This is a genomic window from Psychrobacter sp. T6-4, assembly GCF_052258425.1.
Lineage (GTDB): Bacteria > Pseudomonadota > Gammaproteobacteria > Pseudomonadales > Moraxellaceae > Psychrobacter.
Genome location: NZ_JBQQEZ010000002.1, coordinates 1 through 16,332, shown reverse-complemented (window position 1 = coordinate 16,332; position 16,332 = coordinate 1). Strand labels below are relative to the sequence as shown.

Genomic DNA, 16,332 nt, shown 5'->3' with positions numbered 1-16,332 from the left:
CTTTTTTATCGAATAATAGATGGCGACAATAACAGTAGCAAAATAATACACAAGCTAATGATAAAGTTATAACAGCTTTGGGATTCAAAACCTAGTCATCAGCTTTAAAATAAAAACAAATGATACAAGCTACTCTTTAGCAAGCTTGGCGATGAGTGCACTGAGCAATTGATATTCTTTTTGATCAAGCTGCAACCGCGCGCCGAGCCGCGACAGCCTCAGCGGTAGCGATCTTAGATGCTCACTATTAGCAAGGCCGCGATCGACCATCAAAGTAGTGATACGATCGGTGAGCTGCTGTAACTGCTGCTGACTAATAGCAGGCTCATCCCACTGTTGACGCAGATAAATATCTAGCATCGGATGAGCGTCGTTTTGCTCGTTACTATTGGCAGCACCACTGAGGCTAGCAGTATCACTAAGGCTATCAGGTGTCTTTGATTTATCCTGAAGATGATTTTGTGCGTAAGCATAAATAAAACTAGCAATAACTTGTACGGCTGATGCGACGTTTAGCACAGGGTAGGCGGGATTGGCGTCAATTTGGATATGATAATCTGCGTGCGCCAGCTCTTCATTGGTCAAGCCGCGGTCTTCACGACCAAATAGTATAGCGATATTAGGCTTATTTTTGGCAGTGACAGGGTTAGAGATTTTGGAATCTAGGCTTTGGTCATCAGGAGTGACCAAGGACTGCTGATCAATAAAATGAAAGATGATCTTGGCCGCTTGGGTTGGCGTGACTACGGGGCGCGGCAAGTGGCGGCTACGGCTGCTGGCAGCAAATACTAGCTGACAATCCGCTATAGCCGATTCAAGCGTTGGGGCAATGCGTGCTGATGATAATATCTTATGGCCACCTGCTGCGTGCGATACACTGGTATCATCTACTGGCAGTTTAGGGTCGACCACGCTAAGACGCGATAGTCCCATAGTATGCATGGCGCGCGCCGCTGACCCTATATTGGCAGGCAAGGTGGTGTTGACCATGACCACCTGCACGCAATCAAGATAGTCATTTATACTAAAGGGAGAAAGTTCTGCTGTTGTGGCTAAAGCGTCGTGAGCCATTAAATCTCCAGTCGTTTGTTTATTTCAAGTTCTGCACGATTTAACGCCACTGATAGAGCCTCAATTCGTTCGGCTTGCTCACTAATACGCCGAGCCCGGCAGGCTTCTTGCAGCTGACTACTCAAAGTAACCAGCTGCGTGGTTCCCAAATTTGCACTAGCGCCCTTTAACGCGTGAGCAACCTCAAAACCGTTAGCATTATCATCTGCTTGCAGCGCGGTACGTAGTGCATCTATACGCACTCTACAATCGGTAAAATATACTTGCACCAAATCGGCAAAGTCTTCTTCTAATAAGTCGCGCATGTCTTCAAATTGTTCGTGATCGATAATCTCTTCGTTAAGACAATCGCTGACATTATCATCTTGAGTTGCTAGATTTGATAGGTCATCCATGATTGAGTATCCAGTAAATTTAAAACCTGTAGTATAATCTAAACGATAAAAGTTGACTATAAAAACCGTTAGCTAAAATGAAAATGTAAGCTGTCTTCGTTTATCATGCTCTTTAGTTGCTGTAGATTGTCATCGTTAGGATAGACGCGCCAATGCTCAGATAGGCCCACGTTGGCAATCCCATAGATATCATAGACGCTCAGACCAAGTGGTAAACAGTTGTCATTAATTGAGTCATCAGTATTACTCAAATTGGCATAGTTTAAGCTATTTTGATCAGTAGAATCTGGACTCATGCCCAGCTCAAGCGCCATTAAGTCATTACCGTTCTCATCATATAAACTACCATTCATAGCCGGATCATGGTGGTTGCCATCGTTTTGATCCTCATCATAGGATAAGCGCGGCGCTGGAATAATATCCGCTTGCGCCGCTTTGAGTAACGGCTGCAAACGGTTTAGCAAGGTGACATCGCTACCATGAACTTTGATACTAATCTTTTTCATCCAGCGCAGGCGAGCATCGACGATACTCATGGCATTATCAAGACGGGCGAACAGGCGACCTTCACGCTCACGAATACTGCCTTTGATAATGACGACTTCATCAATCTTTAATTGCTCTTTGACGCGATTAAAGCGCTCGGCATAACAGCTAACCTCAAGCCTTGAGGTGCCATCATCTAAGGTGATGACATGGCGATTACCAAAATTTGCCATATCTATTATCAGACCAGCAAAATAGCAGCTGCCGTTATAACCGGTATCAGTCAATGTATTGAGCCTTGTGCCTGAAGTGTAGCGTTTTAGCTCCTCTAGGTACTCATTAATAGGATGACCTGTCAGATACAGACCTAAGGTGTTTTTTTCCGCTTTTAGTCGGTGTTTGTCGCCCCAAATGAGATCAGGCGTCATTTTGAGCGCAGGCGTAGCAACCACGCCGTCCATCTCACCAAACAAGTCCATCATGCCAAGTTCATTGTTTTGGCGGTCTTGCTCAGCCGCTTGTACCGCGCTTGGCAACTGACTCATCAGTGCCCCGCGAATCTCATAAGCCTCATCGCTAGCTAAATCTGGTCGTAAAGTAGCCGCAAAATCATCGAAACAACCTGCGCTGACTAAAGCCTCTAAAGTGCGTTTATTGACTTTTTTGATATCAACGCGGCGACAAAAGTCATAGAGGTCTTTAAACGGGCCATCCGCACGGCGCGCGTTAACAATAGACTCAACTGCGCCTTCGCCGACGCCTTTGATTGCGCCAAGACCATAGATGATATTGGTCGGTGTATCGGCGACAAAATGCCACGCGCTACGATTGACCGAAGGATTGACCACTGTTAAACCAAAATTCTCACGGCAATCATTAATAAAGAACACGACGTTGTCGGTGTTGTTCATGTCGGATGTGAGTACCGCTGCCATAAATTCGGCAGGGTAGTACTGCTTAAGGTAAGCGGTCTGATAGGCGAGCACTCCATAAGCGGCAGAGTGCGAGCGGTTAAAGCCGTAACCGGCAAACTTCTCCATCAAATCAAAGACGCCGCCTGAGGTGACCTCATCAATGCCTTGATCGGTGGCACCGGTGACAAAAATATCACGCTGCTTGGCCATCTCTTCAGGTTTTTTCTTACCCATAGCACGGCGTAACATATCGGCGCCGCCCAAACTATAACCTGCCATGACCTGTGATATCTGCATGACTTGTTCTTGATAGACGATAACGCCATTGGTGTTCTCAAGTATCGGCTCAAGATTGGGATGATCGTAGATGACTTCCTCGCGCCCGTGCTTACGATCGATATACATCTCTACCATGCCTGCATCTAGCGGCCCTGGACGATACAGCGCACACATGGCGATGACGTCTTCGATGTTGGTTGGTTGCAGTTTGGCAAGGTATTTTTTCATACCCATACTCTCTAACTGAAACACCGCTGTGGTTTTGGCGTCTTGCAATAGCTTATAGGCTTTTACGTCATCTAACGGTAAGTCTTCTAGTATAATCTCATCGAGGCCCTCGCGAACACGGCGTTGATTGATGTTTTTGACCGCGGCATCGATAACGGTTAGGTTGCGCAAGCCTAAAAAGTCAAACTTGACCAGACCAACATCCTCGACATCGTCTTTATCAAATTGACTCACCCGCGAGCCATCATCGTCGCAGTATATGGCGCTAAAGTCGGTGATTTTATTAGGGGCAATTAATACCCCGCCTGCGTGTTTGCCAACATTTCGGCACACGCCTTCTAACTTAATTGCCATCTCCCAAATCTCGATAGCGTCCTCAAAATCCATATTGTTAGGATTAGAGATGAGATCTTTGAGCTGCGGCTCTTGCTCGAGCGCTTGACTTAGCGTGATACCTGGCGTTTTGGGTATCAGTTTTGATATTTTGTTGGCCAAAAAGTACGACTTACTCTGTACGCGCGCCACATCTCGTACCACAGCTTTGGCAGCCATCGTACCAAAGGTGATAATCTGCGAGACCGCTTCACGGCCATAAGTCTGCGCCACATAATCAATGACCCGATCGCGACCTTCGATACAAAAATCAATATCAAAATCTGGCATCGAGACCCGCTCTGGGTTCAAAAAGCGCTCGAACAATAGATCATAATGGATAGGGTCAAGGTCGGTGATATTTAGCGCATAAGCGACTAGTGAGCCTGCACCTGATCCGCGGCCCGGTCCAACAGGGACGCCATTGGCTTTGGCCCAGCGGATAAAGTCCATAACGATTAAGAAGTAGCCTGGGAATCCCATTGACAAAATAACATCTAGCTCATATACCAAGCGCTCATCGTATTTTTGACGAATATCTGCCCAATTTTCACCGCGCTGATCTATCGGAAATAACTTCTCTAAGCGTCTCTCAAGTCCGCGCTGTGACTCTGCGCGAAAAAACGACTCTGTAGTTTCGCCTTCGGGCACGGGAAATTTAGGTAGCACATTGATACCAAGCTCTAAGATGACGTTACAACGCGTCGCTAAGCGTACCGTATTGTCAATAACTTGTGGAATATCCGCGAACAGCTGCGTCATTTGCGCCTGCGTCTTGAGGTATTGCTCATCAGAATATAGCTGCGGGCGGCTTTGATCGGCGAGGACATAAGAGCCTGCAATACAAACGCGTGCTTCATGAGCATCAAAATCCTCTTGCGCCATAAATCTGACATCATTATGGGCAATAATAGGAATATTATGCTTTGCGCCTGCATGAATAGCGGCATTGATAAACGTATCCTCGCCTGAGCGGTTGGTACGTTTGATGGCAAAGTATAGCCGATCATCAAACTTTTTTTGCCACTCAGTGATTAGCTCATCGGCACGCTCTGGCATGGAGCCAACGAGCGCCTGCCCGACGTCAGACTTTTCAGTGAACAGTGCAATAACACCCGCCGCATGATTCAATATGTCACTACGTTTGACAACAGGAGTACCATGATTGGCAGGATCGCTGCGCCCATCCGTGAAGCCAAGCGAGACGATACGCGTGATGTTTTGATAGCCTTCATTGTTCATCGCGAGCAGCACTAAGCGCGTGTCTTCATGATCCATGATGACCTCGCTACCGATAATCGGCTTAATGCCCGCACCCAAGCAGGCTTTATAAAACTTTACCGTCGCATACAGGTTCGATAAGTCAGTCAACGCTAGTGCGCGCTGATCGTCTGCCGCCGCCGCCTTAACAAGTGGCTTAATACGGATGATAGAGTCAGTGATTGAATATTCGCTATGAATGCCAAGGTGTACAAATGCCATAGAAGACTCTTAGAAGTGCAAGCAGTGAATTAGGTAATAAGTATATAATTATCAAAGACTTAAATGTATATTTAAAAGACAAAAATACATTAGTGCTGATAACTTTTTGTTTTAAATGTGGTCGTTAATGATAGCATTATTTAGGGTCGACAGCCACTGATTACAGGCGCCTAATTAGTTATCGAGGGATAAATAAGTGAGTAAGTCGTCAGCAAAAACCCTCTACATTTTTGATGATAGAGGGCACGTTTAATCATATTTTAATTGGCAATTTTTAATACCCAACCACTGCCGCATCGACAATACGCGGATCAGAGGATCCATATATTCCATTTGGGGTGAGCATAATCGACTGGGTTGAGCCCATAGCTGCCTTTGGACTAACCGTATGTCCCATAGATTTAAGTTTATTGACCGTATCTATATTTAGCGCCTTCTCTACTCGTATCTCATCAGGCAACCATTGATCATGTATACGCGGCGCATGAGTCGCTTCAGCGATATTCATATCGTGATCGATGACGTTGGAGATGATTTGGGTGACAGTAGTAATGATACGGCTACCGCCTGGGCTGCCTGTGACGATATATGGTTTGTCGTCTTTAAATACTAACGTCGGGCTCATCGAGGATAGTGGACGTTTACCCGCTTCAACGGCATTAGCATCACCGCCTAATAAGCCATAACCATTTGGCGTGCCAGGCTTGGCAGAAAAGTCATCCATCTCGTTATTGAGTAATATGCCCGTACCTTCTGCGACCAGACCCGTGCCATAAGAGAAATTGAGCGTATAAGTATTGGCGATTGCATTGCCGTCTTTATCCACGATAGAGAAATGCGTAGTTTGATCACTCTCGTACGGCAGTGGGTTATTGGCTTTAATGGTCTTCGCTGGCGTAGCTTTGTTTGGGTTAATTAAGCGGCGCAAATTATCAGCATATGCTTGAGAGGTGAGGCCGCTCGCTGGTACGTCAACGAAGTCTGAATCTCCTAAATACTCAGCGCGATCGGCATAAGCCAGTTGCATCGCCTCCGCCATCAAATGTATAGTTTGTGCGCTGTTTTGACCGTAGTCACTCAGCGGATAGCCTTCTAAGATATTGAGTATCTGTACGATATGGATACCGCCAGAGGAGGGCGGCGGCATAGAGACGATCTCATAACCACGGTAGTCGCCTGTGACTGGCGTGCGAGCGATGGCCTCGTAATTGGCCAAATCTTGTACGCTCATATTGCCGCCTGCGTCATTGACTGCTTTGACAAGTTTACGTGCCGTCTCCCCTTTATAAAAGCCATCAGCACCTTGTGCAGCAATTAATTTCAGAGAGCGAGCAAGCTCTAGCTGCTTTAAGCGTTCACCTGGTTGATACGCGCTGCCATCAGGTTTAAAAAACACCTTTTTGGTACTCGGCCATTTTTGCAGGCGATCGGTTAATGCGGTGAGTGATTCTGACAAGCCCGCCGTGACTTCAATACCATTTTCAGCTAAAGCAATCGCTGGAGCCATCACTTGCTCGCGGCTCATGGTGCCATGGTCATCGAGCGCTTTTAATAGTCCTGCTACGGTTCCCGGCACGCCAACAGCTAATCCATGAAAGCGCGACAAGTCACTGACCGCATTGCCATCACTGTCTAAGTACATATCACGTGAGGCACTGCTTGGTGCTTTTTCGCGATAATCGAGCGCGACCGTTTTGCCTTTCTTTGCATCATAAATCATCATAAAGCCGCCGCCGCCAATATTGCCTGCGCGCGGCAGGGTCACGGCCAAAGCAAAGCCAACCGCGACCCCAGCATCAACGGCATTGCCGCCGTCTTTTAGAATTTGTAAGCCAATATCAGAGGCGAGCGCTTCTTGGGTTGCGACCATGCCATTCTTTGCCCAGACGGGATGGTGAATGGCGTCAGCTGAATAGATGGCTTGGTCGGTTTTAGCTTTGTTAGTTGTGGATATCAGTGTATTGGTGGGCGCTCGGGTAATGCTCTTGGTCTCAAGTACGATCGTAGGATTGTCGGTCATGATAGTAAGATTGATAGCGCTGGTGTTAATCGATGAGTTATTAATAGTCTTGCTATCTATGGGTTCAAGCGCATGCGCCGATACAGACAGAAATAGTGAGCTACTTATCAGTAGCATGGCAGATTTTAAATTTACGCTACCTTTAGCATTTAAAGTATTACTTAAAACTTCGCTATGAGTTTGAGAAGATAGGTATGACATCGCAAATTCCTTTTATGCATTTAAGAAAGTTACTTTCATATTACTCATTTGTAATCTTTTATGCTATAAATAACCACAATACTATGTGACTAATTATTGTTGATTGATTTGATTAAAGGAATATACATGTCTACAGATCGCCCTAGTAAATCGAAGCAACATTCACAACCGCACTCTTATACTTTATATCAGCGTTCATGGTTTCAAACTATTGGCTACGCGGCATTATTAGGTAGTAGCGCTGCTGCTATTAGCGGTTGTCAATCTACGCCAAGCACTGCGCCGCAGACAACAGGCGCGTTAATAGATTATAGCGTGACAGACATGTCGATAAATCAGGCGCAGAGCCGCGCGTTTAATGAGCATTTGCAGGCAAATCAACAGCAGCACGAGCAATTATTTACGCTACCTAATAGCGAAGCACAGGCCAAAACCCGCCTGCTTACCGCGATACGCCAACATCTAGGAACAGAGCATGTGTCGGTGTCGCAAGCGCATTATCAAGCAGTACCTTTTATCGATGCCGATAGTATAGATGCGGGCGCGACGGGTCTGCTTAGAACCATCATTGAGACTTACGCTTATAGTGAAATGCAAGATGAGGACGATAGCAACTATAGTAATGATGACGACTATGACTACAATCTAAATGATGAGAAACTAAGCTCCGCTAGAGCTGAGATTGAGGCAGCGATGGATGCAACTGATGCTGCCAGAGCGCTAGAAGAATACGATGCCGATGCTGATGTCAACAAAGTAATCGTTGCTGAAGAGGCTTATGAGTCGATAGCTAGTGATTATGACACCGAAGGTTATGATGAATACGGCTATGATCAAGACGGCTACGATAGATATGGATTCGATCAATATGGTTATGACGAGTATGGCTACGATCAATATGGTAGCCAAGATCCATACTTAGAGGGTGACGATGATTATGACACAGGCGGCGCACTCTCAGGCTTATCAAAATTAAATCCAAGAGACTTGTTTCGTAAATACGAAGTCATGCAAGCGCAAAAACAAGCAAAAACTGCAGCACCGGCTGACGCACTACCACCTATGTCCACTGGCATGTTAGGCCTGCTACTCGATAGTATTCATCGTACTCCAGAACAAATAAAGGCCACCAATGCCTATCAATATCGATACCTAACTTTTAACAGTGTTAGTCAATTTAAACCTGAGCAAAAACGCATTCAAAGCGTCTATAGTTATGACTACGCCGCGCCTACGATGAGCTCATCGATACAGATTCCCTTAGCACTTGATTTTGCTAATAGTCGCTTGAGCCTTGATCCCTCCGCCATCATGCCAGTAGTGGCGCTTATCAATCCAGAACAGACGCCGACGCCTAACGAGATGACAGCGCACACGGTAGATTTTGGTTTGCCTGAGAGTATCACCTCGCAATTGCCCTCTGCTGTCATTTATGACGCTGTCATTACGGGAATACAAGGGAGCATGGCAGAGATATCCCCTGAATACTTTAGCGCTGTGGACATTCGTGATGACACCTTTGCCAAGCAAGTAGGGGCGAGTAGCGCGGTAAAAGTGTACTTCGGTAGTAAGCAAAGCGGCGAGATGATTGGGCGTATGCTCAAATATATCAGCCAGTCTTTGAGCGCATACGTTGACGCCCATCCAGATAGATACCCTGATGGCGCGCTACTCAAAACCGCGATTGACAAGATTGAAGTTTATAACAAAGGCTATCAAAGTGCGGACGTCGGTGCTCTATTGCAACTGGTAGAAGCTATTGCGCCCATATCCTTTAATCATACCAACTACTATTATCTAAACCATTCAGATCGCTTAATTGCCAAGCAGCAGCGTACCAATATCGGTAGCGACCTATTTGGTGCCAAACTGACAGTGCTTAACCAGACGCGCTATGATGCGCAAAGCTACAATAACCATGCGCTCACGCCACTACTTACGCAGTCGTTTGGTCCTAACGCTGCGTCTGCTATTGATGGTAATGCTTGGCTCAAACAATCTAAGCTCAATAAAGAGCGGCTAGAGCAAGCCAGGTATGCTCGATATGACTATAACGATGCTTATGACGCGATGGAAAATCCTTATGAGTATGAAAATGATGAATACGAGGTTGACGACAATAATTAATTTTAAGCATGACAAACTCGTGTTTTAAAACGTATTCAAGATAAAAAATATTAAGGATAAAGCCATGAACCGCAATATTAATACTGACATCAACACCGAACTAGCACGCTCGTCTGATCATCCAAAACGCAGCACAAAAGTACTTATGCTTAGCGCTGCATTATCTACGGCGATTATAGCGACTGGCTGTCAATCTACTAGCGGGGGTCAAGGTACAGTAGCCATTAATCAAACACCAGCAGCTGCCAAAACAGCACTCGCGGCTGCCCTGCAAAAACAGCGCCGTCAGTCCTTTGCTTATCATAGTAACCTTGAGATTAGTAATGAGCAGAAGTTCTTAAATATAGATGAATCTCAACTCGTCGCCTCAGAATATGTAGATGCGCACTGCGAAGAAACCCACGACAAGGCTTATGCCGCCCTTATAGAGCAGGCCCAGACCGCAGGAAAAATGATTGAATCGGCGGATTATGCGCCGCAGCGCAGCGCTATTAAGCAGTCCTATTTGGCTTGTGATGAGGCTTATCGGGCATGGGATGAGAGTCAATATAATAGCGCCGCTTTTGAGGACAGCGATGTCTATGAAGAATACGATGATGCCGAGTATAGTTCTGCATATAAGGCGCTGGACGATACAACATATGTAGAGGATGTAGGCGCCACCGTTACAGAGAGTAGGGTGATTAAGGGAGGCGCTATAGCCAGTGATAGCAATGATAAAGTCTCACCTTATTATCAAGAGCTGTTTGACAATTATGATAATAAAACCACGAAGCAAAATGTGAGAAATGCTCAGTTGCTTGACGCCTATTTGTTAAAGCCTCTATCCATCAATGCGCAAGGCGTCTATCAGCCGGTCGCAGGCAAGATCACTATGCTTAGTAGCATGCAGTACAAAGGACGCAATCATCACAGCAGCATCAACCAGCCCATTTATTTCGATGCAAAAGAAGGCGCTATCTACTTTTGGGCGGACAATATCGCGATGCTCAACTCTGAGCTATTTGATAACAAGCTCGGTACGCAGTGGCAAAATAAGTGGCTTAAGCTCACGCTTAATGATGGGACTTTGCCTAAAGACTTTGGTCGAACAGTGATTAAAAGTCATTTTGACGCATTAGATCGCACTTTTGAGACAGCGCCTTTGAGCCAGTTTGATTATGTCACTCCGCAATCTCTGAGCGCAGTGTCTCCTAAGTACCCAGCGGCGCAACTTGCTCCGATGCTAAAAACGCCGCAGATTATTCGCCGCGCTCAAAGCACAGCAAGCTATGAGCAGTTTTATCAGGACTACATGAGTATAGTGTACGAGACGATAACCACACAGTACCCAGATTTAGTGACTGATAGCGAATTGGGTAGTGATGTCTTTGACCCAAGCGGCAAGTCATTAACCAGTAAGGCAATCGTGCAGCAAATACTATCTATTATAAAAAGCGAGATAACAGGCGATGAAAGCGCAATAGCATCACAAAACAGTAATACAGCAATTCTAGAGCTATACGGTTTAGATAATCGCGGCCGTATTAAGTGGCAGCATATGCGTAACCAAGATATGGGCTTGCAAGACTCAACTAGAGGTATCACCATTGATGTCTTGCAGCAGTATGCACCGATAACCTCGCAAACGATTGCCTATCCCAGCTTGCCTGCCGATGTCCAAGAGCCTAACGCTAGTAACAGTGTCGATATTAGAGACTATAGTCGTGAGCTTATAGAGTCCTACCGTGAAGGTAATGGTACGGCACTGGGCAAAATGCTATTTAGAATGCTGCCTATGAGTCAAGAGCGTTTAGAGAGTATTGACTAGGGTATAACACCTAATAAATTAACCATTTATAACAAAAGCGCATCGTTTAAACGATGCGCTTTTTGGTGACTGATTTAAAGTTAGAATTAAGTTCAACTTAGCGTTTAGTTCTGCATGTTACCACTGTGACCGCCTTTTGCCATTCTATCAGCCTTTATTGTCTCTAGCTGCTGACGCTGCTGGGCGGTAAGCACTTGCATGATCGCATTATGCTTTTGCATACGACTACCTGTGTTGGTCTGTCTGATGGCTTTGATTTGCGCTTGTTGCGCCGTCGTCAAATTCAGCTGTGCAAAAGGACTGTTTTTACCGTCCATTTGGTGCCCGCGGCGATGACCTTTACCTTGCTTTTCTGATGTCATCGTTACCAGTTGTGCGCGCTGCTCGGGAGTCAATATATTGAGCATCGCCTCGCGATTTTGCATACGATTGTCTTTATTGTTTTGTTTAAGGGCTTGCAGTTGTGCTTGCTGCGCTGCGCTCAAATTAAGCTGTGACATAAATCCTCTACTGCCGTCTTTCATGCCGCCTTTATGCTGCTTTTGCATCTGAGTGGTCGCTGGCGTGTCGGTATTAGCACCTACGCTAGTACAAGCTGTTAAGGCAAAGACGCTAGAGGTAGCAAGTGCGGCGCCTAATAGTAATTTTTTCATTGTGATTCCTTAATAATTAAATAAATACAGGACTAAATAGTATAGCCAACGGACATAAAATTTCGTCTTATAGGACAATAAGACTGAAACTATAATACGACAGGCGAAAGTTGCGATACTTTATAAAGTATTAAGAAAGGTAACGTTTGTCACTCAGGCGGCGCATAACAGATGATAATATAGAGGGTATAGCGATGAGGAGATAAATATGACAAAAATACTATTAGGCGATGATGATGAAGAATTGACGCAGTTGTTGCAAGAGTATTTGCAAAATCATGGTATCGACTGCGACTGCGTTCATGATGGCGAAGCGGTCATACATAAACTTAGATCGACAAACCATAGCGCTTTGAACTACGATCTACTGGTACTAGATATCATGATGCCAAAGCTAGATGGGCTCTCAGTGCTACGTCAATTGCCCGCCATCAGTGATATCCCTGTCATTATGCTAACTGCAAAAGGCGAGGAGATTGACCGTATTATTGGTCTTGAGCTGGGCGCTGATGACTATATTACCAAGCCTTGCAATCCTCGTGAGCTTTTGGCACGGATTAATGCAGTCATCAAACGTACGAATACGCCTGTCCTAGATCACACGCCGCTACCTGAGAGCCGTCTGTACTTAGATCAAAGTCAGCGATTGTGCCAGATAGATGGCGTGGAGCTACAAGTAACCGGAACAGAGTTTGATTTGTTACTCGCGCTACTTAAGCGAAAGGGCGAAGTAGTCAGTAAATCTTGGTTGTCCGAGCACGTCTTGCAGCGCGTACTACAACCCTTTGATCGCAGTCTGGATGTGCATGTCTCACGCCTGCGCAAAAAACTTCAACCCTTCCATGATGAGCCGATTAAAGCGATTCGGGGTAAAGGGTATCAGCTGGTCTTATAATGACAACATCTACTCGATTTAAACCAAGAATAACGCTGTTCTGGCGTCTGTTTTTGAGTTTGCTACTGACCATTTTGCTAACCTCTGTGCTATCCATTGTGCTCGAGCGCGCGCTTAACGAAAAAGCGCTCAATGCCCGTATGGATAGCCAAATTGAGCGCTTGCTTGTTAAGCGTGAAGTGGTAGCTCAGGTACTCAAGACAGGCGATCTTGCGAGCGTGCGACAAATGTACCGACAAGATCGACCCCTTATGTCACAGATACGAATCTATGACGAACAAGGAGCGACATTGTTCCCGCGCTATAGAGATCGCAGCGAGCAAATGCAAAGACGTGAGCGAGGGCATCAGCAGTCTATGAGTCCCTTGTCACCATCTAACAGATCTGATGATGACTTAGGCCACGATAATAGCCGTCACAATCAAGCTGACGTTACCAATAGACCTTCCATATTACCTAGTATCTTACAGCCAGTAATGCCTAGTGATATGGCAATAACCAACAGTAGCGAGCGTCCAGAACTGGCTGATAAAGAGGTGATCTTACCAGACGGTCAGGCGGTCATTATACAATTGCGCCCGCAGCTGCGTTTTGCTGATGTTATCGCCTTGCAGCGAGGTCATTTTCCCATACGTTTATTACTGATATTAGTGTTTGGTGTCTTGGTCTGTATTTGGCTTAGTCGTACCCTCACAAAACGTATTCGCCGCGTGCAGCTAAGCGTACACCGTATGACAAATGGTGATTATCAAGCATCCCCTAACTTATCAAAGATGGGCGATGATGAGATAGGATTACTGGCAAAAGATGTCGCCACATTATCTACTCGTCTTGCAGAGAGTGAGCTTGCGCGCAAGCAAATGCTCAGTGATATATCGCACGAGCTACGCTCGCCGCTCGCACGCCTTGAGGTTGCTACCGAGCTGACTCGCGACTTTGCACCAACGGCTCATCGCTATCTTGATCGTATCGATAAGGAGTCTGCAAGAATGAACGAGCTGATTGAGCAAATCATTCATATCCAGTCGCTACAGATGCAGCAGTACACTAGCAATAGTGTAGAGGAGGAGGTCGATATCGCTGAGATTATTAGTAAGATTGGGCAGGATGTGTGTTTTGAATTTCAGCAAAAAAACATCAACTGGCAATGGCAACCACCGACATTTGCCTCGATCGTCAGGGGCAACCAAGAGCAATTGCATAGCGCGCTTGAAAATATTATTCGTAATGCATTTATGCATACATCGTCAAAATCAGCGGTAAGCGTTCAAATAATACAGGCGCTATTAGACAATCGCATACCTGCGATAAAAATCATCGTAATGGACGAGGGCGGAGGCATTGCCGATGCGGATCTGAAGCGTATTTTTCAGCCCTTTGTGCGCCTAGATGCTGCTCGACACCGCAAAACGGGTGGCTATGGTCTTGGTCTTGCTATCGTACAGGCGGTGGTCACGGCTCACAAAGGTAAGGTGAGTGTGAGCAATCGACAAGATGGTAGAGATGGACTCGTAGTGGAGGTGGTGCTACCGCTTGAGAGTCATAAATAAACAAGGCATATTATATATTGTACTCAAGTATATTTCCGTTTTTACTTCCAGTAGCCCTAAAATCTCCATGAAAAGTCAAGTCTAAACAAGAGCCTACATATATATTCAATATATTGCATATTTTCCGACGAACGGTAGTTAAATGCAAATTTATTAATTGATTACTTCTTTATATTCATTTATTGTTATATAAAGAGAGTAATAATTGTGATGCAACTTAAACATCTAGCTTTGTGACTTCGATGTTTGAATAAGTTTGTATCTATCCGCGTTTTTACTCTCTACAACATGAGTTTGAGTTTATACCTATTCATTATGTAAGGGAGTACATATCATGAACCGCAATTTTAAAGTTATCTGGAATGAAGCATTGGGCTGCTTTACGGCTGTTGCTGAGTATGCCAAAGCACGCGGCAAATCATCAAAATCTAGCGTGAGTGCCAATGCAAGTATTAACACTAGTGCTAGCTTGTCTTCTGTTAATACTCTACGCCTGAGTGCTATAGGACTTGGATTATTGGCAGCTGGGTTAACTATTCCTGCCGCTGCTAATGGTTATTACTATTACTACCCTAGTGGAATGAACTTCGCTGGAGATGATGCAACACCAAAAGTATATATAAGCACTACTTATAGAAACCAGACACTAAAAGTTCAGGGTGGCGAAACCGTAGCTGGCGATTCAAATACTAAGAATATTAGCGTTGCTGCTAACAGTAGCGATAAATCCTTGACTGTAAAGCTTGATGAAGACGTCAACTTAGGTACGGATGGTAGCCTCAAAATAGGGGATACTCTGGTTGATAGCTCCGGTATTATGGTGAAAGCCATTGATCCTAACAACAATGTCGTACTCAGCAATAGTGGTTTAAACAACGGCAATAACAGAATCATTAATGTAGAAGACGGGATTGGTCCAAAAGATGCGGTGAATGTAAGTCAGCTTGATAGTAGTATCGCTGAGAATAAGGTGAAGTACTATAGTGTCAATTCAGACGGCGGCACTAATGACTTGAATGAAGGTGCAACGGGTCAAAATGCGATGGCTATGGGGAGAAACGCCCGTGCTATAGGTAGTCAAACCATTGCTATTGGTAGCGCCTCTAGTGGTCAAGATACAATAGCTAAAGGTGCACAATCTATTGCGATTGGTGCAAACGTTGTGTCTATAGGGGCATCCTCTATCGCTATTGGTGGCGATGATCTAGATTTGGCTTCAAAATATAATATAGATGGTAGTGATATTGATGATGCTCTAAATAGTGGCACAGTCAATACTGTCTTTAATGAGTATGCTGGTCGCGATTTATTAGATCCTAATAATCGTTTTGCAGGACATACTCAAACACTTGGCGCAGCCTCTATAGCAATCGGTGCTAAATCACGCTCAAATGGTCATCTAGCAACTGCTGTAGGAATACACTCAGATGCATCTGGTACCGCATCTTCAGCATTTGGTATCGCTGCAACAGCCAGTGAAAAGGGCGCATCAGCGTTAGGTTCGGGTGCAAATGCCTCTGCTGTAAACGGTGTTGCCCTAGGTTCAAAATCAGTAGCTAATATCGCAGGAGGCGCAGGTACTGAAGGCTTTGTTCCGGCAGGCGCAACGCTCGCTGATCAAAATATTATTACTTCAACTAGAAGTGAATCCCTTGGTGCAGTGTCTGTCGGTAATGATACCGATGGTAATCGTCAGATCGTCAAAGTTGCCGCAGGTAAAAATAATAGTGATGCGGTCAACGTCGCTCAGTTAAAAGGTCTCTCAAACGTCGTAGACCTCGGTCTAAACTTCGGCGCTGACAGTGGCAATACCGTCAAGCGAGAATTGGGTCAAACCTTCAACATCAAT

General features: G+C 45.3%; 10 protein-coding genes. 5 read left to right on the top strand and 5 right to left on the bottom strand.

The annotated features are described in order from the left end of the window. Positions 1 to 129 precede the first annotated feature (129 nt). The 4 genes from ACTXGE_RS01825 to ggt all read right to left on the bottom strand — a co-directional run bounded on the left by ACTXGE_RS01825 (position 130) and on the right by ggt (position 7,364). Positions 130 to 1,071 (bottom strand): RNA methyltransferase, encoded by a 942-nt coding sequence (locus ACTXGE_RS01825; RefSeq protein WP_443541502.1) that lies wholly within the window; start codon positions 1,069 to 1,071, stop codon positions 130 to 132. Next, positions 1,071 to 1,466, bottom strand: a complete 396-nt coding sequence (locus tag ACTXGE_RS01820) for an Hpt domain-containing protein (RefSeq protein WP_443541501.1) — start codon at positions 1,464 to 1,466, stop codon at positions 1,071 to 1,073. Before ACTXGE_RS01820 ends, ACTXGE_RS01825 begins: the two co-directional genes overlap by 1 nt. A gap of 68 nt (positions 1,467 to 1,534) precedes the next feature. Further along, on the bottom strand, positions 1,535 to 5,227 hold the full coding sequence (dnaE, locus tag ACTXGE_RS01815) for a DNA polymerase III subunit alpha (RefSeq protein WP_443541500.1): 3,693 nt from the start codon (positions 5,225 to 5,227) through the stop codon (positions 1,535 to 1,537). A 274-nt stretch (positions 5,228 to 5,501) separates the two neighbouring features. After that, on the bottom strand, positions 5,502 to 7,364 hold the full coding sequence (gene ggt / locus ACTXGE_RS01810) for a gamma-glutamyltransferase (protein WP_443541720.1): 1,863 nt from the start codon (positions 7,362 to 7,364) through the stop codon (positions 5,502 to 5,504). Positions 7,365 to 7,574: 210 nt separating this feature from the next. On the opposite strand from ggt, the gene ACTXGE_RS01805 reads away from it, so the two are divergent. Beyond that, a complete protein-coding gene (locus tag ACTXGE_RS01805; RefSeq protein ID WP_443541499.1) occupies positions 7,575 to 9,575 on the top strand; it encodes a hypothetical protein in 2,001 nt (666 codons plus the stop codon). Positions 9,576 to 9,639: 64 nt separating this feature from the next. Further along, positions 9,640 to 11,385: a hypothetical protein gene (locus ACTXGE_RS01800; protein ID WP_443541498.1), complete on the top strand. Its 1,746-nt coding sequence runs from the start codon at positions 9,640 to 9,642 to the stop codon at positions 11,383 to 11,385. A gap of 104 nt (positions 11,386 to 11,489) precedes the next feature. Here the strand turns inward: ACTXGE_RS01800 and ACTXGE_RS01795 are convergent, their stop codons facing one another. Then, on the bottom strand, positions 11,490 to 12,038 hold the full coding sequence (locus tag ACTXGE_RS01795) for a Spy/CpxP family protein refolding chaperone (RefSeq protein ID WP_435950910.1): 549 nt from the start codon (positions 12,036 to 12,038) through the stop codon (positions 11,490 to 11,492). Positions 12,039 to 12,246: 208 nt separating this feature from the next. Here ACTXGE_RS01795 and ACTXGE_RS01790 point away from each other — a divergent pair, with 208 nt between their 5' ends. The 3 genes from ACTXGE_RS01790 to ACTXGE_RS01780 all read left to right on the top strand — a co-directional run. Next, positions 12,247 to 12,933: a response regulator transcription factor gene (locus tag ACTXGE_RS01790; RefSeq protein WP_435950911.1), complete on the top strand. Its 687-nt coding sequence runs from the start codon at positions 12,247 to 12,249 to the stop codon at positions 12,931 to 12,933. Further along, positions 12,933 to 14,483, top strand: coding sequence for a sensor histidine kinase (locus ACTXGE_RS01785; protein WP_443541497.1), 1,551 nt, complete (start codon positions 12,933 to 12,935; stop codon positions 14,481 to 14,483). Before ACTXGE_RS01790 ends, ACTXGE_RS01785 begins: the two co-directional genes overlap by 1 nt. Before the next feature lie 334 nt (positions 14,484 to 14,817). Continuing rightward, positions 14,818 to 16,332 (top strand): ESPR-type extended signal peptide-containing protein (locus tag ACTXGE_RS01780; protein WP_443541496.1); only part of this gene is annotated, 1,515 nt, incomplete at its 3' end.

Coding starts and splice junctions, on each gene's coding strand:
- ggt (WP_443541720.1), bottom strand. CDS start 7,364: ATGCTACTGATAAGTAGCTCACTATTTCTGTCTGTATCGGCGCATGCG.
- ACTXGE_RS01820 (WP_443541501.1), bottom strand. CDS start 1,466: ATGGATGACCTATCAAATCTAGCAACTCAAGATGATAATGTCAGCGAT.
- ACTXGE_RS01790 (WP_435950911.1), top strand. CDS start 12,247: ATGACAAAAATACTATTAGGCGATGATGATGAAGAATTGACGCAGTTG.
- ACTXGE_RS01825 (WP_443541502.1), bottom strand. CDS start 1,071: ATGGCTCACGACGCTTTAGCCACAACAGCAGAACTTTCTCCCTTTAGT.
- ACTXGE_RS01785 (WP_443541497.1), top strand. CDS start 12,933: ATGACAACATCTACTCGATTTAAACCAAGAATAACGCTGTTCTGGCGT.
- ACTXGE_RS01805 (WP_443541499.1), top strand. CDS start 7,575: ATGTCTACAGATCGCCCTAGTAAATCGAAGCAACATTCACAACCGCAC.
- ACTXGE_RS01795 (WP_435950910.1), bottom strand. CDS start 12,038: ATGAAAAAATTACTATTAGGCGCCGCACTTGCTACCTCTAGCGTCTTT.
- ACTXGE_RS01800 (WP_443541498.1), top strand. CDS start 9,640: ATGAACCGCAATATTAATACTGACATCAACACCGAACTAGCACGCTCG.
- dnaE (WP_443541500.1), bottom strand. CDS start 5,227: ATGGCATTTGTACACCTTGGCATTCATAGCGAATATTCAATCACTGAC.